The sequence below is a fragment of the Aeromonas sp. QDB56 genome (assembly GCF_027705505.1).
In the GTDB taxonomy this organism is placed as follows: domain Bacteria; phylum Pseudomonadota; class Gammaproteobacteria; order Enterobacterales; family Aeromonadaceae; genus Aeromonas; species Aeromonas caviae.
The window spans coordinates 1-23,853 of the sequence record NZ_JAPDBZ010000057.1; the positions used below are offsets into that span (position 1 = coordinate 1).

29 protein-coding genes and 1 pseudogene are annotated in these 23,853 nt (G+C 61.0%); 13 read left to right on the plus strand and 17 right to left on the minus strand.

Annotation, left to right across the window (positions count from 1 at the left end; all coding sequences use genetic code 11):
* Positions 1 to 437: 437 nt before the first annotated feature.
* Positions 438 to 917, plus strand: a complete 480-nt coding sequence (locus tag OKB81_RS10925; protein WP_201972699.1) for a GNAT family N-acetyltransferase — start codon at positions 438 to 440, stop codon at positions 915 to 917.
* Positions 918 to 999: 82 nt separating this feature from the next.
* Here the strand turns inward: OKB81_RS10925 and OKB81_RS10930 are convergent, their stop codons facing one another.
* Positions 1,000 to 2,058: a porin gene (locus OKB81_RS10930; RefSeq protein ID WP_029313567.1), complete on the minus strand. Its 1,059-nt coding sequence runs from the start codon at positions 2,056 to 2,058 to the stop codon at positions 1,000 to 1,002.
* Between the two features lie 218 nt (positions 2,059 to 2,276).
* On the opposite strand from OKB81_RS10930, the gene glpX reads away from it, so the two are divergent.
* A complete protein-coding gene (glpX, locus tag OKB81_RS10935; RefSeq protein WP_039040467.1) occupies positions 2,277 to 3,287 on the plus strand; it encodes a class II fructose-bisphosphatase in 1,011 nt (336 codons plus the stop codon).
* A 572-nt stretch (positions 3,288 to 3,859) separates the two neighbouring features.
* Complete coding sequence (locus tag OKB81_RS10940; protein ID WP_010675884.1) at positions 3,860 to 4,111, plus strand: YkgJ family cysteine cluster protein; 252 nt, start codon at positions 3,860 to 3,862, stop codon at positions 4,109 to 4,111.
* 164 nt (positions 4,112 to 4,275) lie between these two features.
* On the opposite strand, the gene murA is transcribed toward OKB81_RS10940, so the two are convergent.
* Genes murA through mlaF form a run of 7 tightly spaced genes read right to left on the minus strand, consistent with a single transcriptional unit; the run spans position 4,276 to position 8,797 of the window.
* Positions 4,276 to 5,532, minus strand: coding sequence for a UDP-N-acetylglucosamine 1-carboxyvinyltransferase (gene murA, locus OKB81_RS10945; RefSeq protein WP_109112473.1), 1,257 nt, complete (start codon positions 5,530 to 5,532; stop codon positions 4,276 to 4,278).
* Positions 5,533 to 5,551: 19 nt separating this feature from the next.
* Positions 5,552 to 5,809: a BolA family iron metabolism protein IbaG gene (gene ibaG / locus OKB81_RS10950; RefSeq protein ID WP_010675882.1), complete on the minus strand. Its 258-nt coding sequence runs from the start codon at positions 5,807 to 5,809 to the stop codon at positions 5,552 to 5,554.
* Entirely contained in the window at positions 5,809 to 6,081 is a 273-nt protein-coding gene (locus OKB81_RS10955) for an STAS domain-containing protein (protein WP_010675881.1), read from the minus strand. The genes ibaG and OKB81_RS10955 overlap by 1 nt, the downstream gene beginning before the upstream one ends.
* A complete protein-coding gene (gene mlaC, locus OKB81_RS10960) occupies positions 6,078 to 6,710 on the minus strand; it encodes a phospholipid-binding protein MlaC (RefSeq protein ID WP_039040470.1) in 633 nt (210 codons plus the stop codon). The genes OKB81_RS10955 and mlaC overlap by 4 nt, the downstream gene beginning before the upstream one ends.
* Before the next feature lie 2 nt (positions 6,711 to 6,712).
* The gene (gene mlaD / locus OKB81_RS10965) at positions 6,713 to 7,210 is read right to left on the minus strand and encodes an outer membrane lipid asymmetry maintenance protein MlaD (protein ID WP_010675879.1); all 498 of its coding nucleotides are present in this window, start codon (positions 7,208 to 7,210) and stop codon (positions 6,713 to 6,715) included.
* Between the two features lie 7 nt (positions 7,211 to 7,217).
* Positions 7,218 to 7,997 carry a lipid asymmetry maintenance ABC transporter permease subunit MlaE gene (gene mlaE / locus OKB81_RS10970; RefSeq protein ID WP_010675878.1) on the minus strand — a complete coding sequence of 260 codons (780 nt, stop codon included), beginning with the start codon at positions 7,995 to 7,997 and terminating at the stop codon, positions 7,218 to 7,220.
* Positions 7,997 to 8,797 carry a phospholipid ABC transporter ATP-binding protein MlaF gene (mlaF, locus tag OKB81_RS10975; protein WP_069785529.1) on the minus strand — a complete coding sequence of 267 codons (801 nt, stop codon included), beginning with the start codon at positions 8,795 to 8,797 and terminating at the stop codon, positions 7,997 to 7,999. The genes mlaE and mlaF overlap by 1 nt, the downstream gene beginning before the upstream one ends.
* A gap of 206 nt (positions 8,798 to 9,003) precedes the next feature.
* Here mlaF and OKB81_RS10980 point away from each other — a divergent pair, with 206 nt between their 5' ends.
* From OKB81_RS10980 to npr, 10 genes are all read left to right on the plus strand, one after another.
* The gene (locus tag OKB81_RS10980) at positions 9,004 to 9,999 is read left to right on the plus strand and encodes a KpsF/GutQ family sugar-phosphate isomerase (protein ID WP_270805243.1); all 996 of its coding nucleotides are present in this window, start codon (positions 9,004 to 9,006) and stop codon (positions 9,997 to 9,999) included.
* A complete protein-coding gene (kdsC, locus tag OKB81_RS10985; RefSeq protein WP_041211851.1) occupies positions 9,999 to 10,553 on the plus strand; it encodes a 3-deoxy-manno-octulosonate-8-phosphatase KdsC in 555 nt (184 codons plus the stop codon). Before OKB81_RS10980 ends, kdsC begins: the two co-directional genes overlap by 1 nt.
* Complete coding sequence (gene lptC / locus OKB81_RS10990; RefSeq protein WP_270662665.1) at positions 10,550 to 11,110, plus strand: LPS export ABC transporter periplasmic protein LptC; 561 nt, start codon at positions 10,550 to 10,552, stop codon at positions 11,108 to 11,110. The genes kdsC and lptC overlap by 4 nt, the downstream gene beginning before the upstream one ends.
* On the plus strand, positions 11,097 to 11,615 hold the full coding sequence (gene lptA / locus OKB81_RS10995) for a lipopolysaccharide transport periplasmic protein LptA (RefSeq protein WP_010675873.1): 519 nt from the start codon (positions 11,097 to 11,099) through the stop codon (positions 11,613 to 11,615). The genes lptC and lptA overlap by 14 nt, the downstream gene beginning before the upstream one ends.
* A 12-nt stretch (positions 11,616 to 11,627) precedes the next feature.
* The gene (gene lptB / locus OKB81_RS11000; protein ID WP_010675872.1) at positions 11,628 to 12,353 is read left to right on the plus strand and encodes an LPS export ABC transporter ATP-binding protein; all 726 of its coding nucleotides are present in this window, start codon (positions 11,628 to 11,630) and stop codon (positions 12,351 to 12,353) included.
* Between the two features lie 65 nt (positions 12,354 to 12,418).
* Positions 12,419 to 13,858, plus strand: coding sequence for an RNA polymerase factor sigma-54 (locus OKB81_RS11005; protein ID WP_113978266.1), 1,440 nt, complete (start codon positions 12,419 to 12,421; stop codon positions 13,856 to 13,858).
* A 20-nt stretch (positions 13,859 to 13,878) separates the two neighbouring features.
* Positions 13,879 to 14,166 carry a ribosome hibernation promoting factor gene (gene hpf, locus OKB81_RS11010; RefSeq protein WP_005305957.1) on the plus strand — a complete coding sequence of 96 codons (288 nt, stop codon included), beginning with the start codon at positions 13,879 to 13,881 and terminating at the stop codon, positions 14,164 to 14,166.
* Between the two features lie 2 nt (positions 14,167 to 14,168).
* Entirely contained in the window at positions 14,169 to 14,615 is a 447-nt protein-coding gene (ptsN, locus tag OKB81_RS11015; protein WP_010675870.1) for a PTS IIA-like nitrogen regulatory protein PtsN, read from the plus strand.
* Positions 14,616 to 14,655: 40 nt separating this feature from the next.
* Positions 14,656 to 15,522: an RNase adapter RapZ gene (rapZ, locus tag OKB81_RS11020; protein WP_010675869.1), complete on the plus strand. Its 867-nt coding sequence runs from the start codon at positions 14,656 to 14,658 to the stop codon at positions 15,520 to 15,522.
* A gap of 20 nt (positions 15,523 to 15,542) precedes the next feature.
* The gene (gene npr / locus OKB81_RS11025) at positions 15,543 to 15,815 is read left to right on the plus strand and encodes a PTS phosphocarrier protein NPr (RefSeq protein WP_010675868.1); all 273 of its coding nucleotides are present in this window, start codon (positions 15,543 to 15,545) and stop codon (positions 15,813 to 15,815) included.
* 15 nt (positions 15,816 to 15,830) lie between these two features.
* Here npr and OKB81_RS11030 read toward each other — a convergent pair whose 3' ends face one another.
* From OKB81_RS11030 to OKB81_RS11070, 9 genes and pseudogenes are all read right to left on the minus strand, one after another.
* Complete coding sequence (locus OKB81_RS11030) at positions 15,831 to 17,735, minus strand: BglG family transcription antiterminator (protein WP_270662650.1); 1,905 nt, start codon at positions 17,733 to 17,735, stop codon at positions 15,831 to 15,833.
* A gap of 103 nt (positions 17,736 to 17,838) precedes the next feature.
* On the minus strand, positions 17,839 to 18,579 hold the full coding sequence (gene dagF / locus OKB81_RS11035) for a 2-dehydro-3-deoxy-phosphogluconate aldolase (protein ID WP_113978331.1): 741 nt from the start codon (positions 18,577 to 18,579) through the stop codon (positions 17,839 to 17,841).
* A complete protein-coding gene (locus OKB81_RS11040) occupies positions 18,579 to 19,694 on the minus strand; it encodes a DgaE family pyridoxal phosphate-dependent ammonia lyase (protein WP_113978329.1) in 1,116 nt (371 codons plus the stop codon). The genes dagF and OKB81_RS11040 overlap by 1 nt, the downstream gene beginning before the upstream one ends.
* Entirely contained in the window at positions 19,678 to 20,817 is a 1,140-nt protein-coding gene (locus tag OKB81_RS11045; protein ID WP_113978327.1) for an amidohydrolase/deacetylase family metallohydrolase, read from the minus strand. The genes OKB81_RS11040 and OKB81_RS11045 overlap by 17 nt, the downstream gene beginning before the upstream one ends.
* A gap of 201 nt (positions 20,818 to 21,018) precedes the next feature.
* A pseudogene (locus OKB81_RS11050) lies at positions 21,019 to 21,669 on the minus strand (DUF4310 family protein).
* Positions 21,670 to 21,680: 11 nt separating this feature from the next.
* Positions 21,681 to 22,457, minus strand: coding sequence for a DUF4311 domain-containing protein (locus OKB81_RS11055; RefSeq protein ID WP_010675862.1), 777 nt, complete (start codon positions 22,455 to 22,457; stop codon positions 21,681 to 21,683).
* A 25-nt stretch (positions 22,458 to 22,482) separates the two neighbouring features.
* Positions 22,483 to 22,779: a DUF4312 family protein gene (locus tag OKB81_RS11060; protein ID WP_041211841.1), complete on the minus strand. Its 297-nt coding sequence runs from the start codon at positions 22,777 to 22,779 to the stop codon at positions 22,483 to 22,485.
* Positions 22,779 to 23,144, minus strand: a complete 366-nt coding sequence (locus OKB81_RS11065) for an SFCGS family glycine-rich protein (RefSeq protein ID WP_010675860.1) — start codon at positions 23,142 to 23,144, stop codon at positions 22,779 to 22,781. The genes OKB81_RS11060 and OKB81_RS11065 overlap by 1 nt, the downstream gene beginning before the upstream one ends.
* Entirely contained in the window at positions 23,145 to 23,507 is a 363-nt protein-coding gene (locus OKB81_RS11070) for a transcriptional regulator (protein WP_010675859.1), read from the minus strand.
* Positions 23,508 to 23,853: the final 346 nt, after the last annotated feature.

The window sequence follows — 23,853 nt, forward strand, 5'->3', positions numbered from 1 at the left end:
GTCAGAAAGCCCCGAGTGTAACGGTCACTTGGGGCTGGGGCAGTTGTGGCTTGATGGTTGATTTGGGAAACAGCGCCTCAGGGTTTCGTCTTCGGCACGGGGGCTGGTGCAAACCGCCAGCAAGGCGACGCCCAGCAAGGCGCGCGGGGGGGGGGAATGGTTCATCTGGGTGTGACTCTTTGTCGACCAATCGGCCTGAACTTGTTGATTTATTTGTAATTATTGATTTCTCTCATCGCGAGAGGTTGCTAATGATATTGATTTTCATTTGCCTTGCAAGGAGAAGATGCAAGAAAAAGAGATCATTGGCGGGCAGGCATTGAGGGGGCTGGAACCTCGGGGAAAAGGCCGGGGGAGCTTTGGTTCGGTTCGGAGGGGACGCTACCATGGTAGCCTCGCGCCTTGGCGCACCATCCGGAACACACAGGGAGAGAAACATGGTCGAGATCATCAGGGCGGATCTGCACAACCCTCGCCACGGCGAGGCGCTGATCGCGATGCTGGACGAATACGCCAGGGACGAGATGGGGGGCGGCAGTGCGCTGGCGGACGAGGTGAAGGCGAATCTGGCCGACGCCCTGGCCGCGCGACCCGGTGCCCATGTGCTGCTGGCCTGGGTCGATGGGGAGCCCGCTGGCGTTGCCACCTGCTTCGAGGGCTTCTCGACCTTCGCCTGTCAGCCGCTGCTCAATATCCACGACGTGGCGGTACACCCTGCCCATCGCGGCCACGGCATCGGCAAGCAGCTGTTGGCGGAGGCGGAGCGGCTCGCCCGGGAGCTCGGTTGCTGCAAGCTGACCCTGGAGGGGCTGGAGGGGAACAAGGTGGCCCAGGCTGCCTATCGTGCCAGCGGCTTTGCGGGTTATGAGCTCGATCCCGAGGTGGGCCGGGCCATGTTCTGGCAGAAGAAGCTCTGAGCCTCAGTGACAACGCGATCTTCCCAAATGAAAAACGGCGCGCAGAGTGCTCTGCGCGCCGTGTCATCAGGTGGTTGCCGACTTAGAAGTCGTAGCGGGCCGCCAGCTGGAAGTCATCCTTGGTGTTGAGCTTGCCGCTGTCATGGCTGTCGAGGTTGTTGATGCGGTACTCGCCGATGACGCGCAGGTTCTTGTTGAACTTGTACTGGGCACCCAGGGTGTAGTAGTCGATGGAGTCGTAGTCAGACTTGCCAGCCTGCTCCACCTTCTGCTTGTTCCACAGGGCCATCAGGCCGAAGCCGCTCTCGAAGTTGTAACCCAGCGCCCCTTCCCAGCCGGTGTGATCCTTGCCAGTGGCCAGGAAGTCGCTGCCGTCGGCATAGCTCAGGGCGGCGTAGAGGGCCTTGTTGTCGTACTTGGCGGAGAGCAGCCACAGCTTGGCATCCTCTTCACCGCTCTTGTCGCGGATGCCCACGTTGTAGGCGGTCCCCAGGGAGAGGTTGAACGGGAAGGTGTAGGCCACGGCGGCACCGTAGGCGGCATCGCTGTCCTTGCTGGAGGTCTCTTCGGTGTCACCGCCATCGAACTTGTAGCTGGTATCGACCTGGAAACCGTTGAACAGGCCGGAGTACTTCAGCACGGAGCCGGCGCGGTTGGTGGCGAAGGTGTCGGTCTTGGCGCCCAGTGCCTCGTTGCCGTAACCGTCGGAGAGAGAGACATCAGTCCAGTCCGCCAGGAAGCCAGGAGCCCCCTTCTGGCGACCGAAGGTGACGGTCCCCCAGTTGGCGCCGACACCGGCGAACGCCAGACGGGTACGCAGGTTGTCGGAGTTCTCGCTGACGGTCTTCTCGCTGTCGTTGATGTACATCTGCAGTTCGTACTGGGCCAGCGCCTTGAGACCCGGGTTGATCTCGCTCTCTACCTTGGCGCCCAGACGGACAAACTGGTTGGCCCCCTGCTTGTCGCTGTATTCGTTCTTGATGTCACCGTTGGCGTCCAGCTCTTTCTTCTCGCCGAAGAACTGGCCGGCGTAGATGCGGCCGTAGAGGTCGAGCAGGGTGCTCTCGTTTTTGTACACTTCGACGGCTTGAGCCTGGAAGGCGGCGGTAAGAGCCAATGCTACTACTGTCAGCTTTTTCATCATGATCCCTTGTGTTGCAAGCTTTTGTTTTAAAAGACGGGGCCATGCTAGAAGTGACAGATGACAGTCGGGTGACCGTGCAATGAACAAACCGTGTCGGTTCCATGTCAGCGGGATGAAAACCGGGATTTATGTGGCTGGTCGCCACTTTTACGCGCAAAGGTTTGCCCTTGTGGTAGAATGCCGCCCGTTTTCGAGCTCCTAAGGTTGGATATGCGATGAGACGTGAACTGGCAATCGAATTTTCCCGAGTGACGGAAGCGGCTGCACTGGCTGGCTACAAGTGGCTCGGACGTGGTGACAAGAATATCGCCGATGGCGCGGCCGTGGCGGCCATGCGCCACATCCTCAATCAGATCCAGATCGATGGCGAGATTGTGATCGGCGAAGGGGAGATCGACGAAGCCCCCATGCTTTACATCGGCGAGAAGGTGGGCACGGGTCAGGGCGACGCCGTGGACATCGCGGTCGACCCCATCGAAGGGACCCGCATGACCGCCATGGGTCAGGCCAATGCCCTGGCCGTGCTGGCGGTGGGCGACAAGGGATCCTTCCTCAAGGCTCCCGACATGTACATGGAAAAGCTGATCGTGGGCCCCAAGGCGAGAGGCGCCATCGATCTCGATCAGGCCCTGGAGCTGAACCTCAAGGCCGTGGCCAAGGCGCTCGGCAAGCCCCTCTCCCGTCTGACCGTCATCACTCTGGCCAAGCCGCGTCATGACAAGGCGATCAAGGAGATGCAGGGCCTGGGGGTGCGGGTGTTCGCCATTCCCGACGGTGACGTGGCCGCCTCCATCCTCACCTGTCTGCCGGACAGCGAAGTGGACATGCTCTACGGCATCGGTGGCGCACCGGAAGGGGTGATCTCCGCCGCGGTGATCCGCGCCCTGGACGGCGACATGCAGGCTCGCCTGATCCCCCGCCACCAGGTCAAGGGTGACAGCCCCGAGGTTCGCGCCCTGGGTGAACAGGAGATCGCGCGCTGCGAGGAGCTGGGCATCGACGTGAGCAAGGTGCTCAAGCTCGAAGATCTGGCCAAGAATGACAACGTCATCTTCTCGGCCACCGGCATCACCAAGGGTGATCTGCTGGAAGGGATCACCAGCGACGGCGTCATGGCAACCACCGAGACCCTGCTGATCCGCGGCAAATCGCGCACCATCCGTCGTATCAAGTCGATCCACTTCCTGGATCGCAAGGACAGTGTGGTACGCGACATCATCCTGTAAGCAGGAGGATGGCGGTGGCGGCAAGTCACGAACTCTCATGCCGTCGTATCAAGTCGATCCACTTCCTGGATCGCAAAGACAGCGTGGTACGCGACATCATCCTGTAAGCAGGAGGATGGCGGTGGCGGCAAGTCACGTACTCTCATGCCGTCGTATCAAGTCGATCCACTTCCTGGATCGCAAGGACAGCGTGGTACGCGACATCATCCTGTGATGTGCTGACTCCCGCAGCAAAAAGCCCGGCAGTGCCGCAATGCTGTTCAGATAAGCACATTTTTGACTAATTATTCATAAATGCGACTTGAGTTGGGGGAGCAAGGCTGTTTCCAGTCGATGTTCCTTCAGCCTTTATCCAGCGTGGCTTGCAATAGAAAGAGGGAGGCATCATGCCTCCCTCATTTTTTAGCCCTGATACTACGTGGACTGGAACTCAAATTCTCTTAAGTGAACAGCATTGCGGCAGTGCCGGGCTTTTTGCGCTCTGCAGGGCGCCAGGGTGCCCGGGCAGGGATAAGGCTTAGGAGAAACCGGACTCCTTGCTACACTGCGGTGCCCCACAGAGGAAAAATCACATGGAATGTCGTCAGGGATGCGGTGCCTGCTGCATCGCCCCCAGCATCAGCAGTGCCATTCCCGGCATGCCGGACGGCAAGCCCGCCGGTGTGCCCTGTGTGCAGCTCGATGCGCACCTGGGGTGCAAGATCTTCGGCCAGCCGGAGCGCCCGGCGGTGTGCGGCGGCTTTCGCCCCATGGCGGACGTGTGCGGCTCCCATCGCCAGGAGGCCATCTGGCTTATCGGCGAGCTGGAGCGGCTGACCGCCTGAACCCTTGACCCTCTCCCTCGGGGAAAGGGTGTCTGCTTGTCCTCCTCGTCCCCGCCCCCTTCTCCCGCAAGGGGAGAAGGGGGTGCCGCCATTCGGAGTCATGAAAAAGGCCCCCTCGCCTGGCGAGGGGGCCTTTTTTATCGTCGGCTCATGGTGAAGCCAGCTTATTCCTTGATGCGCTCGATGCGACCACCCAGGCCTTGCAGCTTGTGCTCGATGTCTTCGTAGCCACGGTCGATGTGATAGATGCGATCGACGATGGTGGCCCCTTCGGCCACGAAGCCGGCCAGCACCAGGCTGGCGGAGGCGCGCAGATCGGTCGCCATCACCTGGGCACCCTTGAGCTGCTGGGTGTCGCGGCAGATGGCCACATTGCCCTGCAGTTCGATGTCGGCACCCATCCGTACCAGCTCGGGCACGTGCATGAAGCGGTTCTCGAAGATGGTCTCGGTGACCATGCCGGTGCCCTGGGCGACCGCGTTCAGCACGGTGAACTGTGCCTGCATGTCGGTCGGGAACGCCGGGTAGGGGGCGGTCTTGATGGTGACAGGTTTCAGGGTACGACCTGTCATGTCGAGGGTGAGCCAGTCGTCACCCTTTTCAATCAGGGCGCCAGCCTCTTCCAGTTTGACCAGTACGGCTTCCAGCAGGCTGGGGTCGGTGTTGCGGCAGGTGATCTTGCCACCGGTCACGGCGGCGCCCACCAGGAAGGTGCCGGTCTCGATGCGATCGGGCTGCACGCTGTAGCTGCCACCGTGCAGACGTTCTACGCCGTCGATGGTCAGGGTATCGGTGCCAGCGCCCTGGATCTTGGCGCCCAGCGCGTTGAGGAAGTTGGCCAGATCGACCACCTCCGGCTCACGGGCGGCGTTTTCGATCACGGTGCGACCGTCAGCCAGGGTGGCGGCCATCATCAGGTTCTCGGTACCGGTCACGGAAACCATGTCCATCAGGATGTGGGCACCTTTCAGGCGGCCGTCGACGCGGGCTTTGATGTAGCCCTCTTCGATGACGATCTTCGCGCCCATCAGCTCCAGGCCGTGGACATGCAGGTTGACCGGGCGGGCACCGATGGCACAGCCGCCGGGCAGGGAGACGTCTGCTGCACCGAAGCGGGCTGCCAGCGGGCCCAGGGCCAGGATGGAGGCACGCATGGTCTTCACCAGCTCGTAGGGGGCGACATGATTGTTTACCGCGCCGGTCAGCACGGTCACGTTGCCGTTGACCTTGGTGGTGGCGCCCAGCATCTCCAGCAGCTTGAGGGTGGTACCCACGTCTTTCAGGCGCGGTACGTTGGAGAGTTGAACCTCTTCGTCACACAGCAGGGTGGCAAACAGGATGGGCAGGGCGGCATTCTTGGCGCCGGAGATGGTCACTTCACCGGAGAGGGTGCAGGGGCCGGTGATCTTGAATTTGTCCATGGTTTACTTCTTTACCAAATCAGGAGGGCAGCTGGAATTTACGCTCGCGTTTCCACTCGGCGTCGGTATAGGCCTTGATGGAGAGAGCGTGGATCTCGTTGGTGGCGATCTTGTCCATCAGCGGGGCATAGATGGCCTGTTGTTTCTTGACCCGGCTCATGCCGTCAAACATGTCGCCGACGGCGATCACCTGGTAGTGACTGCCGTCCCCTTTGACATGGACTTCGGACAATGGCAAAGCCTCGAGGAGTATCGCTTCAATTTCAGAGACTTGCATTATGAGTCCTCAGTTGTGAGCGGGGTTGAATGAAAGAGGCTGGCCACCCCGTAGAGGTTGGCCAGCGTATGGAAATCGTTGGAGGCACCCACCAGTGTCGGAGTTGCACCCCGTGCCAGTGCCGCCTTGGCCCACTTGACCAGCAGGGCAAGGCCGGCGGAATCCAGGGTAGTGACGGCACCGAGTTCGAGCCGATCGTCCTGCCACCAGTCGGCGCGGCGTTGCCACAGATCGTTGACCTGCGGGGCCTGCAAGTCACCGCTCAGGATCATGACTTGATCACCAGCGGCTTGGCGTTGTGTTCACGCAGCTGGGCGATCACCGCATCGATGCCGTTCTGGCGAATGAGGCCGCCCAGCTCGTTCTGCTTGGCGGAGAGCAGGCTGATCCCTTCGGCAACCATGTCGAAGGCTTTCCACTCGCCGGTCTTGTTGTTCTTGCGCAGCTTGAACTCGAGGAAGATGTCCGGCTTGCCGGCCTCTTTCACGCTGACGTTGACGGCGGTGATGTTGCTCTCGGCGGCTTTACCGGGCTGGACCTTGACGGTCTGCTTGTCAAAGTGTGCCAGGGCGTCGGCGTAGGAGCTCACCATGTACTCGGTGAAGACGTCCACAAAGGCGTCACGCTGGGCAGGGGTCGTCTGTTTGATCTGGTTGCCGAGCACCTTGTAGGCGGCGAAGCGGTTGTCCACGTAGGGCAGCAGCTCCTCGCGGATGATAACGCGCAGGTGATCGGGGTTGCTCTTCACCTGGGCCTGATCGGCTTTCAGGCGGGCAAAGGTCTGCTGGGCGGCCTGATCCACGAGGGCATAGGGGTCCGAAGTGTTGACATCCGCACGGGCGACGAGGGAGAACAGCATGCTGGTCATCAGACCCAGCATCAGGGCGATCTTCTTGAACATGGTTACTCCTTGGTTGCGGGTGTGTTGGCCGGAGAGGACTGGCTGTAGAGGAACTTGCCAATCAGATCTTCCAGCACGATGGCGGACTTGGTGTCTTCGATCATGTCGCCATCCTTGAGCATGCTGGTGCCCATCTCCTCATCGCTGAACCCCGGTGCCAAACCGATGTACTGCTCACCGAGCAGGCCAGAGGTCAGGATGGAGAGGGTGCTGGTCTCGGAGAACTCGCCGGCACTCTTCTGCATCTGCAGGGAAACGATGGGGACCTGGCTCTTGGGATCCAGGGTGATGTCGCTGACACGACCGACGACGACGCCGCCGACCTTGACCGGCGAGCGCACTTTCAGGCCGCCGATATTATCGAAATGGGCGCGCAGGGTATAGGTTTCTCCTTCCGGTTTGAAACTCAATCCCGCCACTTGCAGTGCCAATGCCAGAATGGCCGCGATGCCAGCCAGCATGAAGGCGCCAACCAGAAATTCTACTTTGCTGAACTTCATCTTTCCCTTATCCAAACATGACTGCGGTGAGTATAAAATCCAGACCGAGCACGGCCAGGGATGAGTGAACCACGGTACGGGTCGTCGCCTGACTGATCCCGGCCGAGGTCGGTTTGGCATCATAGCCGTTGAAGAGCGCTATCCAAGTCACCACCAGGGCGAAGATCAGGCTCTTGATGGCGCCCTGCATGATGTCGTCCTGCCAGTCGACGGAGGCCTGCATGGCGGACCAGAAACTGCCTTCGTCCACCCCCAGCCAGTCGACACCAACCAGCTTGCCGCCAAAGATGCCGATCAGGCTGAACATGAAGGCCAGCAGCGGCATGCTGATGACCCCGGCCCAGAAGCGGGGCGCCACGACCCGGCGCAGCGGATCGACCGCCATCATCTCCAGGCTGGAGAGCTGCTCGGTGGCCTTCATCAGGCCGATCTCGGCGGTGAGGGCGGAGCCCGCACGACCGGCGAACAGCAGGGCGGTGACCACAGGACCCAGCTCACGGAGCAGGGAGAGGGAAACAAGAGGCCCCAGGCTCTGCTCTGCGCCGAAATCCTTCAATACGTTGTAACCCTGCAGGGAGAGCACCATGCCGATGAAGAGGCCTGACACCAGTATGATGGCGACGGATTGCACTCCCACCACATACAGTTGCTGCACCAGCAGCGGGAAGTGCTTGCGTGGCTGGGGTCGTCCTGCCAGTGCATGAAACAGCATGATGGTTGCCCGGCCGACGGCGTTGATGAAACGCACACCGCTGCGGCCCAGCTTGCTTATCTGACTTGTCAACATCACAGATCCTGTAGCAGGTCGCCTGCCGGAAAATGAAACGGAACAGGACCGTCGGGCAATCCCTTGAGGAACTGCTCGACTTCGGGATTGTGCTCCTCGCGCAGCTGCTCCGGTGTGCCGTGTGCCACTACCTTGCGGTTGGCGATGATGTAGGCGTAGTCGGCGATGCTCAGCACCTCCTTCACGTCGTGGGTGACGATGACGGAGGTGATGCCGAGGGCATCGTTGAGCTCCTTGATGAGCTTCACCAGCACCGCCATGGTGATGGGGTCCTGCCCCACGAAGGGCTCGTCATACATGATGAGATCCGGATCCAGCGCGATGGATCTCGCCAGGGCCGCGCGACGCGCCATGCCACCGGAGAGCTCGGACGGCATCAGCTTGGCCGCCCCGCGCAGACCGACAGCCTGCAGTTTCATCATGACGATGGTGCGGATCAGCTCTTCCGGCAGGCCGGAGTGCTCCCGCAGCGGGAAGGCCACGTTGTCGAAGACGGTCATGCCGGTGAACAATGCGCCACTCTGGAACAGCATGCTCATCCGTTTACGCACTTCATACAGGCGTGAACGGGAGAGAGTGGGAACGTCTTCCCCGTCAAACAGGATCTGACCGGACTCAGGCTTGAGCTGGCCCCCGATCAGGCGCAGCAAGGTGGTCTTGCCGATCCCGCTCGGACCCATGACGGCGGTGACCTTGCCACGGGGAATGGTCAGGTTGATCCTGTCGTACAGCAGCCGATCCCCGTGACTGAAGGTCAGGTCGGAGATGGTGATCAGGTCATCGTTCAAACAATTGTCCATCCGGTATAAATGAAGAGCGAATTTTATGGGCTAGTCTAGGTCTAAGCAACAGCGAGGAACAACTATTGAGCGGGTTTCCCCCCCAAGTACGCGACAGTTTTATGTAACAACCTGCGTCAATGACCGCCCATTCCGCATCCGATTCGCTTATCTCGGCAGACTTTTTTATAATCCCGCAGCAAATTTCGGCCCGGAGCTGTGCCTTTATGTCTGTAAAGCCTGAAAAAGTGTCTGAATTGTTCGATTTCCGTCGCAGCGCCCGAGCGGTGCTGGACATAGAAAAACAAGCCATTGATGGACTCTACCAGTACCTTGACGAGGCGTTCGAGCGCGCCTGCGAGATGGTGCTGCGCTGTGGCGGCAAGATAGTGGTGACCGGCATGGGCAAGTCGGGTCATATCGGCAACAAGATTGCCGCGACCCTGGCCAGCACGGGAACGCCCGCCTTCTTCCTGCACCCGGGCGAGGCCAGCCACGGGGATCTCGGCATGATCTCAGCCGGGGATCTCATCATCGCCATTTCCAACTCCGGCGAGAGCGACGAGATCCTGGCCCTGCTGCCGGTGCTCAAGCGCCGCGGCATTCCACTCATCTGCATGACAGGCAATCCTGCTTCCACCATGGCGAAAGAGGCCAACGTGCACCTGTGCATCAAGGTGGAGAAAGAGGCCTGCCCCCTCGGTCTGGCCCCGACATCCAGCACTACCGCCACCCTGGTGATGGGGGACGCGCTGGCCGTGGCCCTGCTGGAGGCCCGTGGCTTCACCGCCGATGACTTTGCGCTGTCGCACCCGGGCGGGTCCCTCGGCAAGCGGTTGCTGTTGCGAGTGGGCGATCTGATGCACAGCGGCGAGCTGTTGCCCAAGGTGGGGATAGATGCCACCATCAGCCAGGCGCTGCTGGAAGTGAGCCGCAAGGGGCTCGGCATGACGGCGGTGGTGGACGATCAAGGGCTGCTTGCCGGTCTGTTCACCGATGGTGACCTGCGCCGCATTCTGGACCTGCAGTTGGATATTCATCACACCCCCATCAGCCGCGTCATGACGGTGAACTGTGTTACCGTAGGGCCTGAGATGATGGCTGCCGAGGCCGTCAAGCTGATGGAAACCAGGAAAATCAACGGGTTGTTGGTCGTGGATGGGGAGAGACACCCGCTGGGTGCCTTCAACATGCATGACCTGCTGAAAGCCGGAGTAATTTGATGCAAGACGTACCGACCCTCTATGGTCCGGTGACGCGCAGCCAGTACGAGAAGGCGGCGCAGATCCGCCTGCTGGTGTGCGATGTGGATGGGGTGCTCTCCAACGGCTTCATCTATATGGGCAATAACGGCGAAGAGCTGAAGACTTTCTGCACCCGTGACGGTGCCGGCATGCGTGCCCTGCTCAATGCGGGCATCGAGATTGCCATCATCACGGGGCGAAACTCCCGCATCGTCAGCGATCGCATGAAGAGTCTGGGAGTCCAGCACCTGGTGCAGGGTGCAGACCAAAAGCTGCCCCACTTCGAGGCCTTGCTGACCAAGCTCGGGCTGGATGCATCGCAAGCCGCCTATATGGGAGATGACACCATCGATCTACCGGTGATGCAGGCTTGCGGCCTGGGTATCGCCGTTGCCGACGCCCATCCGCTTGTGCTGGCGAAGGCGGATCTGGTGACGCGGCTTGGCGGTGGCGTCGGGGCCGTGCGCGAGGTGTGCGACCTGATCTTGCAGGCCCAGGGATTGGCTGACTATCAACCCGAGGCGTCGCGATGAACAAACAGACTGTGCTGTTCGGCCTGCTGTTTCTGGCTGCGCTGGCGGCCTGGCAGCTGGGGGAGATCGAGCTGGTCCCCGAGCCGACCACCAAGACGGAAAATTTTCAACCGGACTTCACCGCCAGAGAGTTGGTGACGACCCGCTTCAACGAGCAGGGCAAGCGCACCGAGCGGCTGGAATCCGAATATGCGGAGTACTACCAGGTGTTCGAGCAGGCCACTTTCACCAAGCCGGTGGTCTACATGTTCGATGACAAGGGCGCGGCCGAATGGAAGCTGACGGCCGAAACCGGGGTGCTCAACACCGATGACAATGTGATCCTCCGTGACAAGGTGCATCTGGACGGTCTGCTGCCCGCCTCCTTCATCTCCACGCTGGATACCTCCTATCTGGAGCTGGATCTGGTGACGCAGGGGATGAGAAGCAACCAGCACATCAGCATTGTGGGCCAGGAGTTCCAGACCGAGGGCGTTGGCCTCAAGGGTCACCTGGAACGTAAATATTTCGAGTTACTGGATAAAGGCCATGCCACTTATTTCAATGAAAAACGTTAATCTGGCCCTCACGGCCCTGTTGCTGTGCGGTTCCCTGAATGCCAAAGAGTCCGACTTTGCCGAGAAGGTCTATGTGGATGCTGTCAAGCAGGTGGCCGAGATGCAGGACAACCGCATCACCTTCAGCGAGGATGTCATCATCACCCAGGGCACCATCAAGATTAAGGCTGACAAGGTGGTGGTGATCCGCTCCGGCGACAAGGGCGCCGAGGTCATGACCGCGTATGGCAACCCAGCCACCTTCTTCCAGGTGCTGGACAACGGCAAACCGGTTAATGCCCATGGCAACAGCATCCGCTACGAGCTTAAGAACCGGCTGGTGACCATCACCGGCAATGGCCAGCTCAAGCAGGAAGACAGCCAGGTGACCGGCGATCTCATTCGCTACGACATCGTCAAGCAGAAGATGATTGCCGAGAGCAAGGGGCCCACCCAGCGCGTCAAGACGGTGTTCCTGCCGGATCAGGTGGAGAACTTTGACAAACCCGCCGATCAGAAGAAGTAGGAAACAACAGCCATGGCAGTGTTAAAAGCAACGGGTCTGCAAAAGAGCTACAAGCGCCGCATGGTGGTCAGCGATGTGAGCCTGGAGGTGGGAACGGGCCAGATCGTGGGCCTGCTCGGCCCGAACGGTGCGGGCAAGACGACCTCCTTCTACATGATCGTGGGCCTGGTGCAGCGGGATGCCGGCCTCATCACCATCGACGAGCAGGACATCAGCCTGCAGCCCATGCATATCCGTGCCCGCAATGGCATCGGCTATCTGCCTCAGGAGGCCTCCATCTTCCGGCGCCTGTCGGTGTTCGACAACTTGATGGGGGTCATGCAGACCCGCAAGGGGTTGAGCCGCGAAGAGCGGGAGGATAAGGTCGAACAGTTGCTGGAAGAGTTCAATATCACCCATATCCGCGACAGCCTGGGCCAGAGCCTCTCGGGTGGGGAGCGGCGCCGGGTGGAAATCGCCCGGGCGCTGGCGGCAGAACCGAGATTTATTCTGCTCGATGAGCCTTTCGCAGGTGTTGATCCTATTTCAGTCATCGATATCAAAAAGATCATCCAGCATCTGAAAGAGCGCGGGTTGGGTGTGCTGATTACGGACCACAACGTCAGAGAGACGCTGGATGTGTGCGAGAAGGCCTATATCGTCAGCCACGGCAAGATGATTGCCGAGGGCGCGCCGGCCGATATCCTCGCCGATGAGCAGGTCAAGCGCGTCTATTTGGGCGATCAATTCAGTCTATAGTAAGGGGGCACCCCTCATTTTTGTTAGGTGACTGCCTCGCTGAACATAAGGATATCCCGACGTAGATGAAGCCGACATTACAGTTGCGTCTCGGTCAGTCCCTGACCATGACGCCACAATTACAACAAGCGATTCGTCTGCTCCAGCTCTCCACCCTGGAACTCCAGCAGGAAATTCAGCAAGCGCTCGACAACAACCCTTTGCTGGAGCAAGAGGAGAACGAGGCGCAGGAAACCAGTCAGGCAGAGACACAGGACGCCAGTCAACTCGACTCCAGCGATGCCATGGCCCAGGAGAGCATGCCGGATGAACTGCCGGTGGACACCACCTGGGACGAGGTCTACTCGGCCGGTACAGCTCAGAGTGCAGGCCCCATCCATGACGGGGAAGACAGCGTCTATCAGGGGGAGACCACCGAGAACCTGCAGGACTACCTGCTGTGGCAGATGCGGCTCACCCCGTTCAGTGATGTGGATGCTGCCATCGCGCTTGCCATCATCGATGCCATCGACGAATCCGGGTATCTGACTGCCACCCTCGAGGATATTCAGGCTGCAGTCAGCAGCGAGGAGGTAGAAGTCGAACTGGATGAGATCGAAGCCGTGCTCAAGCGGGTGCAGCATTTCGATCCGGTCGGCATCGCCGCCCGTTCGGTGCAAGAGTGTCTGCTGATCCAGCTCGGCCAGTATTCGCCGGACCTGCCCTGGCTCGAGGAAGCCAGAGAGGTGATCCGCGAACACATGGACCTGCTCGGCAATCGCGACTACCGCACCCTGGCTCGCAAGACCCGCCTCAAGGAGAGCGATCTCAAGGAGGTGCTGGATCTTATCCAGCAACTGGAGCCCAGACCCGGCAACGGCATCATCCAGAGTGAATCCCAGTACGTGATCCCGGATGTGTCCGTGGTCAAGAAGGGCAGCAAGTGGGTGGTTGAACTCAATCCGGATTCTGCTCCGCGCATCCGTGTCAACGAGGCCTATGCGGCCATGGCGCGCAATGCTCGCAGCAGCACGGATACCCAGTTCATCCGTTCTCATTTGCAGGAGGCCAAGTGGTTCATCAAGAGCCTGGAGAGTCGTAACGACACCCTGCTCAAGGTGGCCAGCTGCATCGTCGAGCAGCAGCAGGGCTTTTTCGAGTACGGCGAAGAGGCCATGAAACCCATGGTACTCAACGACATCGCGGAAGCGGTGGAGATGCATGAGTCGACCATTTCACGGGTCACGACCCAGAAGTACATGCATACGCCCCGCGGCATTTTTGAACTGAAGTTTTTTTTCTCCAGTCACGTCAATACGGAGGGAGGAGGAGAGTGCTCATCGACCGCTATTCGCGCCCTGATCAAGAAGCTGGTGACGGCGGAAAACCCCGCCAAGCCGCTTAGTGATAGCAAGATCGCGGATTTGCTGGCCGAACAGGGTATTATGGTGGCGAGACGCACGATCGCAAAGTACCGTGAATCCTTGTTGATCCCGCCATCCAATCAGCGCAAACGCCTGGTTTAGGCAAACAAAAGGAAGACGTTATGCAAATTAACCTGACCGGACACCATGTCGAGATTACCGAAGCTCTGCGTGATTATGTGAACAACAAATTTGCCAAACTCGAGCGTCACTTTGACCATATCAACAACGTACACGTGGTGTTGAGCGTCGAAAAACTGAACCAGATCGCCGAAGCCAAGCTGCATGTCAGCGGGGGAGAGGTGTTCGCCAATTCGCAGCATGCCGACATGTATGCGGCGATTGATACCCTGCTGGATAAACTGGATCGGCAGATCATCAAGCACAAAGATAAGTTAAATCAAAAATAACTATGCAACTTGAACACATACTGAGTCGGGACTGCACCAAGAGTGCGGTCCCTTGTACCAGCAAGAAACGCGCGCTCGAGATCATCAGTGAACTGGCCGCAGAGCGCCTCGGCGCTTCCCGCCAGGTCCTGTTTGAAAGCCTGCTGGCGCGAGAAAAGATGGGCAGTACCGGGATCGGAGCCGGTATCGCCATCCCCCACGGTAGGATTGACGACGCCTTCGCGCCGACCGCCGTGTTGATGACCTTCTCCGAGCCCATCCCTTTCGATTCTATCGACAATCAACCGGTTGACCTGCTCTTTGCATTGCTGGTGCCGGAAAGCGAGTGCAAGCAGCACCTCAAGACTCTTTCCCTGATGGCATCCAAACTGGGTGACAAGGCCGTCTGCCGCCAGCTGCGCCAGGCGACCAGCGACGAAGAACTCTATCAGATCATGACGTCGGCCTGAGGCCGGGTCTGACACAGCCACGTTGGCGTGAGGGGACAAGATGCAGTTAATAGTAGTAAGCGGTCGTTCGGGCTCCGGCAAGACGGTGGCCCTGAGGGTGCTCGAGGATCTCGGGTACTACTGCGTGGACAACCTGCCGGTCAACCTGCTGCCCCAGTTGATCGTGTCGGTGGAGAGCCAGTATGACAAGCTGGCGGTCAGCATCGACGTGCGCAACCTGCCTGCCCAGGCAGACAGGCTGGAGAACCTGCTGAGCCAGGTGCGCAACGAGGGGCGAGTCAAGTTTTCGAGCTTCTTCTTCGATGCGGACAACGCGACCCTGCTCAAACGCTACGGTGAGAGCCGCCGTCTGCATCCTCTGTCCCGCAACAAGCTTTCGCTGGACGAGGCGATCCGGGAAGAGACCCACCTGCTGGCACCGCTCTCCTCGACCGCCGACCTGCGCATCGACACCACCAACCTCAGCATTCACGATCTCAGCGAGCTCATCAAAACCCGGGTGCTCGGCAAGAAAGAGAACGAGCTGGTGCTGGTGTTCGAGTCATTCGGTTTCAAGTACGGCATTCCCAAGGATGCGGACTTCGTGTTCGACGCCCGTTTCCTGCCCAACCCGCACTGGATCCCGGAGCTCAAGCCCTTCACCGGCAAGGATGAGCCCGTGGCCAACTACCTCTCCAGCCAGCCGGATGTCATGCTGTTCATCCAGCAGATCGAGAATATGCTGGGGACCTGGTTGCCCCACCTGGAGCGCAACAATCGCAGCTATGTGACCGTCGGGATCGGCTGTACCGGCGGACAACACCGCTCGGTGTTCATCGCCGAGCGGCTGGCCAGCGCATTCCGGTTGCTTGGCAAGAACGTGCAGATCCGCCATCGCACGTTGGACAAGCGTTCAAACCCCGCCTGACAGATCCACAGGATGCTCAGATGACCGTTTCCGCCTCGGTAGAAGTCAAAAACAAGTTAGGCATTCACGCGCGACCGGCCATGATGCTGTTCGAGCTGGTGCAGGGGTTCGATGCCCACGTGTTGCTGCGCAACGAAGAGGGAGTCGAGGCCGACGCGGACAGCGTGATCGGCCTGCTGATGCTGGACTCCGCCCAGGGCAAACAGGTGGAGGTGCAGGTGGAGGGCCCCGAAGAGGTGGAGGCCCTGGCCGCCGTGGTGGCGCTGTTCACCTCGGGCTTCAATGAGGAGTAATACGCCTCGGCGTGCTCAAGGTGCGCTGCGAGCCAGCGCCTTGAAAGCGGCAAAATCCCGACAAGCCAGCAGATTTCTGCTGGCTTTTTCGTTCATCAGTGCCAGAAACAGATCATAAAGTCCCATGGCTTCCTCATAATCCGCCTTGGCGATGGCCAGCACGAAGATGAGGGTAGCGCTCTCGCCGTTACCCCAATCGATCTCCTGGGGGGCCAGCACGGTATAGACCAGGGTGCGGCGCGCCAGCAGGCCGAGGGAGTGGGGTAGAGCGATGCCGTCCCCCAGCATGGTTGAGACGATCTGCTCCCGCTCCTGCAAGGATCCCCGGAATCCGCTCTGCACCAGATCCTCCGCCTCAAGCTGGCTGCAGATGCGATCAAACAGCGCCCCCTGGCTGATGGGTTCATCAAGCACCATGAAGTGGTCGGCATCGAAATACTTGTCGAGCAGATAGGGACGGGTGCGATCGACGAGCACCAGCTTGCCGAGCTGCTCCAGCTGGTACTGGGTCGGGAAGGGGGAGACCTGCACCACGGGAGCATTCTTCTCGCTCACCTTGAGGGTGCTGATGACGAAATCCTGCTCGACTCGTACCAGTCCCTCATAGTCCCGCACCGACTCCAGCGTGGTCAGCTGCAGTTGGGGGTATTCCCGCCGGATGCGTGCTTCCAGCACCCGGAAGGTGGCGTTGCCCGCATCGCACAGCAGCAGCGCCTGGGGGCGCCGGGTGTAACCGATGTCGTAGTGGCGCTCCAGGCCGACCCCGATGTGGATCACCAGGTAGCCGATCTCGTGGTGGGTCAACCGGTAGGGGGTCTGCCTGATCCACTCAGAGATGGCCGCCAGGGTGATGTCGTAGGCGAGGGGGTAATACTGCTTGATGTGGTCCGCCAGGGGATTGTGGCTGCCAATCTGGTATTTGACCCGCAGCAGCATGGCGCCGATATGAGTCTGCAGGTCGGCTCGCAATTGCGGGTCGCCGCGCAGGTCATAGGGGTAGTGGTGGTGGATGTAACCCAGCAGGTGCGTAGTCAGCTGCTCGCTCTCGGCCGCCATGGCCGGGCTGAGCAGGGGCGTCTCTGCAGTGAGGCGAGCCTGGATCTGGATGGCGAGACAGGCGATCTCTTCCTGCCCCGGTGACGTCAGGGTTGGCAGCTCGGCATAGATGTCGCGGGCCACCACTGCCAGGGGCGGGGTGATGTCGTCGCTGGCAAACTGGCGCAACTCGTGGCCAGACGCCTGGCGAAGCAGGGCGACGGCACAGTAGACGGTGACTTGCTGCAGGCTCTCGTCGGCCAGGCGCAGCTGATGGCGACCGAGTTGCTCGTGAATGTGGTTGCCCACTACCTCCAGCGTCTTGCTGGGGCAGAGGGTGGGCAACAGGCTCTGGAGCGGATGCTGGTGCAGCAGCTCCTGGCAGAGCAGTTGGGTGAGGCAGGCGCGGATCGCCATCTCGCTTCCCGCAATGCGCATCCCCACTCTGGGTTTGCTGTCGATGGTGAGCCCGAAGTGGGCGAGCCGCTCCCGCACCTCCGTCATGTCCCCTTGCAAAGCCGCCCGGCTGAGATACCAGGTGTCCGCCAGCTCGTCGAGTTTGATCCCCTGTTCCGCCGTCAGCAGCAAGACCTGGAGGTGCAGCACCCGCTCGCGGCTGGTGCGAGGCAGAGGGCTCTCCTGCCCCTGGGCGGCCAGCAGCGCATCGAACAGTCCCTGATTGTAGATCTTGAGCTGGTAACCGCTGCCCCGCTGATGGATCAGGTGGGCGCCCCGGGTGGCAATGAGCTCGTTCAGGGTCGCCACGTCGGTACGCACCGTGCGGGTGGAAACATTGAGACGGCGGGCCAGCTCCTCCTGTGGCAGAGGCTCGGCGTGAAGCAGGGCGAGCAGTTGCTGGAGTCTGGGGTGGGGCAGCTTGGTCATGAGGGGGTGAGGACTCCTGTCGCGCATGGTGGGTCGATGTTAACAAGGGGGTCATTAACAAGCCAGGCACCGCCCAGTGATCGGACCGGTGCCTGTGGGGTTGCTATGCCAGCAGTGCCTTCACCATGGCGAGGAGGGTACGCACATCCTCCGGCCGGGTCTGGCCACTGACACTGTCGATGATGGAGCTGTAGACGTGGGGGATCACCTTCTCGACTCCTGCCTCCAGCGCGATCCGCACTATCTCCTCGAAGTTCTCAAGATCGATGCCGCCGGTGGGCTCCAGCCAGAAGCCGTGGCGGGCACAGGCCTCGGCCACTGCCTGATATTCGGCGCGGCAGGCGAGTCCCCCCATGGGGAAGAACTTGACCGAGCTGCCGCCCATGTCCTTGAGCAGGGCAATGGCGGTGTCGATGGGGACGATGCCGTCAGTCTGCTGTGCGCTGAGGGGGCCAGTGGAGATCTTCACCATGCCGGGGATGCCGGTGGGGGAGACAAGGCCATTGACGAGGGTGTCAGCTTGACCGAGCAGCGCCCGGCTGGCCCCGACCCCGGTGAACACCTGATTGACATGCTGAGGCTGCAACTGGCGGGCCAGCTCGGCCACCATGGCGGACTGGCGCGGATCCCCTGCTCCCAGCCCGATGGAGAGGGCGTTGTCGATAAGCTTGGCGTAGGCCTGCATGTCGGCGACGGCAGAGGGGATGTCCGGGTAGTTCTTGGAGAGCACACCGACCAGGACGTGGCCCTCGGCAGCCTCATAAATGTCGACGGCATTCTCTTTGGAACCTGCCAGCACGTTGAGGCAGACCCGATCGCGGTAGTAATTGGGGGTAAGAGACATCAGTTGTTCTCCTGAACGAGGTGGGCAATGGCGGAGTGGATCTGGTCGAGCTGGGGCAGGGTGACGCTGCGCACATCTATCTCGATGTGCCCCTCGTTGGCCTTGTAGCCGCGGCAGTAGATGGCGGGGGTACCCTGTTGCAGACGGGAGACCACTTCCACCGTGGTCATGCGGATCTGCTGGTGGTCGAAGGCGATGTCGGTGCGGGCGATGTCGCGCCCCGCACTGTCCCACACCACCTTGGCGCTGACGCCGGGCAGCTGGTTGAGGCGCTCGATGAAGGGGGTCATCTTGGCGACCATGGCGGTGCCGCTCTCCTTCTCTTTGGCCAGGTAGCGCTCGATGGCGTGGGTCAGGCCGAGGATCCCCTCCTTGCCCACCTTCATGGCACGGCCTATGCCGCCAGCCTGCTGCTTGACCCACCCCACATACTGACGCCTGCCGAGCACCAGGCCGCTGGTGGGCCCTTCGATGGCCTTGGCGCCGCTGTAGATGACCAGATCCGCACCCTGGTTGTAGTAGAGACGCAGATCCTCTTCGGCCGCTGCATCGACGATGAGCGGGATCCCGTGTGCCTTGGCCACCTCGGCCGCCTCGGCCACCGACAGAATGCTCTTCTGCACGCAGTGGTGGGACTTGATGTAGAGGATGGCGGCGGTATTGGCATTGATGGCGGCGGCCAGCTGGGCGGGTGAGCACTCGTTGGCGTAGCCTGCCTCCACCACCCTGCCGCCCCCCAGGTTGACCATGGTGCCGACGGGGGCACCAAAGTTCACGTTGTGGCCCTTGGGCAGCACGATGTCGCTCGGCACGTCGTGGGCATGAGCATGCAACTGCTCGAGGCGATAGGGGTCGCCGCGCACGATCATGGCGGCCACCGACTGGGCGATGCCGGCGCTGGCGCAGGAGACCACTACCGCATCTTCAACACCCAGCAGTTCGGCCAGGTAGGCGCCGGTCTTGTTGACCAGATCCTTCACCTCGAAGTAGTGGCCTAGGCCGAAGTTGACCGCGTCGACCACCTCCTGCTCGGGGGTGGAGACGCCGAGAATGGTCATGCGCCCGGAGGCGTTGATCACCGGTTTGAGCCGGTATTTCTCATACACAGAAGGCATGGTGTGATTTCCCGTAGTGAGTCAGAACCAGTGCGCCGCCCACCAGGGCGGCGAGAGGGAGCAGTTGCCGATCACCGTTGCGGGTGCCGGCCTCGGTATCGGTAAAGAGAGTGGGGCCGCAGCTCACCTCGAACAGGGTGATGTCTGCATCGGCGCCCACCTCGAGTCGCCCCTTGCCGGGCAGGCGCAGGGCATCGGCGGCCTGGTGAGTGACGCAGGCGAGCACCTGCTCCAGGGTCATGCCGATGGCGAAGAACTTCGACATCACGTGGGCAAGGCTGTAGACGGGCCCCTTGATGCGGTTCTTGCAGTAGATGTCTGAGCTGATGGTGTGGGGCAGGATGCCCTGGGCAATGGCCAGCTCTGCCACCTCGAAGCTGAAGCTGGCACCGCCGTGGCCGATGTCGAGCAAGAGTCCCCGCCGCATCGCCTCGCGCACCGCCTGGCGCAGTTCACCCGCAGGGGTCAGGATGCGGTTGGGCTTGCCGTTGAAGCAGTGGGTCAGCAGATCGCCCTCCCCCAGCAGGGCGACGATCTCGTCCAGATCCGGCGGCGTGTTGCCCACGTGCACCATCAGTGGCAGGTTGCCATTGGCCTGCTGGATCTGCTTGGCCATGCGCAGGGGTTGCAGACCGCTTTCACCCACCACGCTGCCGCTCATGCGCGCCTTGATGCCGACGATGAAGCCGGGATGGCGCCGGATGGCCGCTTGGGCGAGGACGGGATCGATGTCTGCCGGATCCGCCAGCTCGTTCTGACGCAGCAGACCGATGCGGGAGATGTTGAGCAGGGCATGCACCCGGGTCTTGCAGGTGGCGGCGAGACGCTGGAAGTCGTCCACGTCGTCGGCTCCGGTGCTGCCGGCGTCGATGACGGTGGTGACGCCGGATTCCACGCCCACCTTATCCGGCTCATCGTGATAGAGGGGAGAGGCGGGGTAGCAGTGTGTGTGGCCGTCGATCCAGCCGGCGCTCACATGGACCTGCCCGCCCAGAGTGAGGGTTTGCTTCGCCTCCGTGCTCTCTGGCAGCGAACCCAGCGCCGCTATCTTGCCATGCTTGATGGCGACGTCGACAAGCTGCCCGTTTCCCAGGCGTCCCGCCCTGATGATCATGTCGTACATGCTGATATCCCTCTTGGAACCTGCTTGTGCTCTTACTGCGAGGCCGCTTCCAAGGCTCATGTGCTGCTCGCGTATTTGTAACCAGGAGTTCTCACGTCTATCCATACGCTCCGGCCCCTGCGCTGCTCTTCACCTTGCTGACGACCTTTCGCGGCAGAGCGCAAACAGGTTCTTGAATGCCGCCGAAGAGACGGCCTTGGATTAAGCCAGGGCGATGGGGAAGAAGGTCCCGAACAGCATGGCCCCCAGAATGGCGCCGCCCGTGATGGGCTTCTCCCAGATGTAGAACAGCAGGGCACCCAGCAGGGAGCCTATCCCGATGGGAATGGAGGCGCCCATGGCGGAGAGGATGATGAGGGGACCGAGGAAGCGGCCCGAGCTGTTGCCAGCCCCCATCATGACGTCTGCGCCGTAGGTGGAGTTGCTCTAGTTGATGGTGAACTTGCGCGCCAGGATGATCACGTAGCCGATGGCCATCCCAATCCCCATGCCGGTGATCAGGGAAGCGGTGAAGTTTTCCACCGGATAGATGATGCCGGCCCCCAGCAGCAGGGCGGGCACTCCGAGGCCGACTCCGGTCTGGATGGCGCCGCCGATGTCGAGGATCCCCACCAGGGAGCCCTCGATGATGCGGGCGAACAGGAAGCTGGCACCGAAGGCGGCGACTGCACCATAGGCCCCCGTGTCCATGCCGGCCTTGAGCATGGCAACGAAGGCCACCTCGTTGAATGCGCCGACCCCGTAGAGGTAGAACATGTGGGTACCGGCGAAGACGCCGGAAGAGAGCAGACCGACAAAGATGGGGAAGGACCAGTCGGCATACCAGAAGTTGTTTCTCAGTTTCTCATCCATGGTGTGCACCCTTATTTGCCGCTCATGAGGTTGTGGACGTTTTCCAGCCACAGGGGAACGCCCAGGTGGAAGGATTCAATGAGTTTCATGTCAAAGCCGCGGAAGAAGCCGCTCAGCACGAACAACAGGACGATGGCACTCATCATCACCTTGGTGACGTGGTTCCAGCCGCTCTCTTCCACCCCCTTGCCGATCAGGATGCCAAGCACCAGGCCTGGTACCGCGTTGCCCATGATGAGCTGGGCCAGACCGCCGAAGATGGTGGCCCAGAAGCCGGACTTCTTGCCTGCCTCGATGGCGGCCAGCCAGAAGATCACCGGCATGACGGTGTTGACCAGCAGGTTGGCGGCGGGCACCAGCACCTTGACCGCGGTCACCTGCAGGGCGGCAGGTACGGCGGCGGCCGTGCTGTTGAGGAAGGCGACCACGATGGCACCAATGATGCCGCAGGCGATGGCCATCTTTTTGGGATCATGGAGGGTGGTGGCGAGATCCCGGTTCTTGATCATCAGGGCCGCTGCACCCCAGTTCGGCAGGATGCGGTGATCCACGTCCTGGGTGAAGGCGCCGGCCGCGACCGTGGAGGCCCAGGCGTTGAAGAAGAAGCCCAGACCGAACGAGAAGTGGGATGCGGGGTCCCCTTCGCAGGAGTTGAGCTCGCCCAGGGTACGGAACGCGCCCATCCCCTGCACGGTCGGGGCGTGGAACATCCGCGCCGCGCCAGCCCCCACCCCGACGCCTACCAGGCCGCCGATGATGAGTGACTTCATCAAAATGATTAGAAACATCCAACTTGTCCTTTTGGTTGTGGGGTCAGGCCCGGGTGAAATCCACCTTGTCGACATCCAGGCTGGTGACCTTGACGGTGATCGCCAGCCGGACCCGGAACTCGTGGCGCTGGCGTGGCAGGAAGAAGAACAGGAACTTCTCCACCCGTACCGACTCCTCGGCCTCGAGCACCTCGACCTCGAGGGGTTCGATGCGCAGCATCACCTTGGGGCTCTCCTTGAGCAGGCTGGGTTGCACCTGGCTGAGGGCTGCAGCGAACGCCTGCTGGCGAGTCGCCCCCTTGCCGTTGACCGTGATCCGGGTGGTGAAGTGCTCTTTCATCAGGCGCGTCCGTGTTTCTTGGCGAAGGCTTCGATCAGCTTCTGGCCCAGCTCTTCCTTGTCCATGAAGCCGAAGCCCAGTACCACGCACCCCTCGTTGATGGCGGTGACACCCTCCTCGATGGATCGCATGCCGTAGCGGCACTTGTAGCCGTACTTGGTCTGGGCCGTGATGGCGCCCGCGCCACCGCTGCCGCAGAAGGAGATGCCAAGGTCGGCCTGCTCCTTGTTCATCACATCACCGAGCTTCATGTCGGCGGCCATGCCGGGGATGACGGTCACGGTGGCGCCGGCGGCTTCTGCGCCCGCCCCCACTTTCTGACCCTTGCCGAGACGATCTCCAATCACGAGTTTGATGGCAGTCATTTAGCTTTCTCCTTTTACTGAGCTGAGTTCGTTTTCTTTGGCCACTTCAAAATGGACGGACAAGAGGTGCGCCTCCTCGTAGGCGAGGCGGTCGAGCCAGGCGACGACCTGTTCGGCCAGGCGCAGGGAGAGGGGGGAGATCTCCTCGAACAGGCTGAGGTCGACTTCCGGCAGGGATTCCCCGCTGTAGGAGCGCCACACCATGGCCTTGACGTGGGAGGCCAGCATCTGCTGCTGCACGTCGTTGGGGCGTATGCCCTGATCCGCCAGCAGGTTGTGAATGCGGGCCAGGGTCAGGTCGGTCTTGCGCAGCAGTGCCGGGCTGTCCGGGGTCAGGGGGGCGTCATGGGTGTCGGTGTTCAAGGTCTGCTCTCCAGGCTGGCAGAAAAGATGGGATCACCATAAAGCGGAGGAGAGTGCGGGAGGAGGCAGGTTTTTTCCGATTCGAAGTGGAAATCCGGAGGGAAAGGCATCAAAAGAAGCCCTTTTGGCGATCAAGAAGAGGAAAGGAGCGGACTGGCGGCAAGGGAGTGTGATCGGTGGCGGGTTTTGACGGCGCTTTCGCCCGATCGTTTATTGGCGCAATGTGTGAGCTGTCTCACGCACAAGCGGGGCCGGAGGAAAGCGGGCACAAAAAAGGTTCTTCGCGGGATCTTGGGGAAGTGGAAGTTGACAGACAGGGTGCTGGTAAACTGGCTGTCTCCAAACA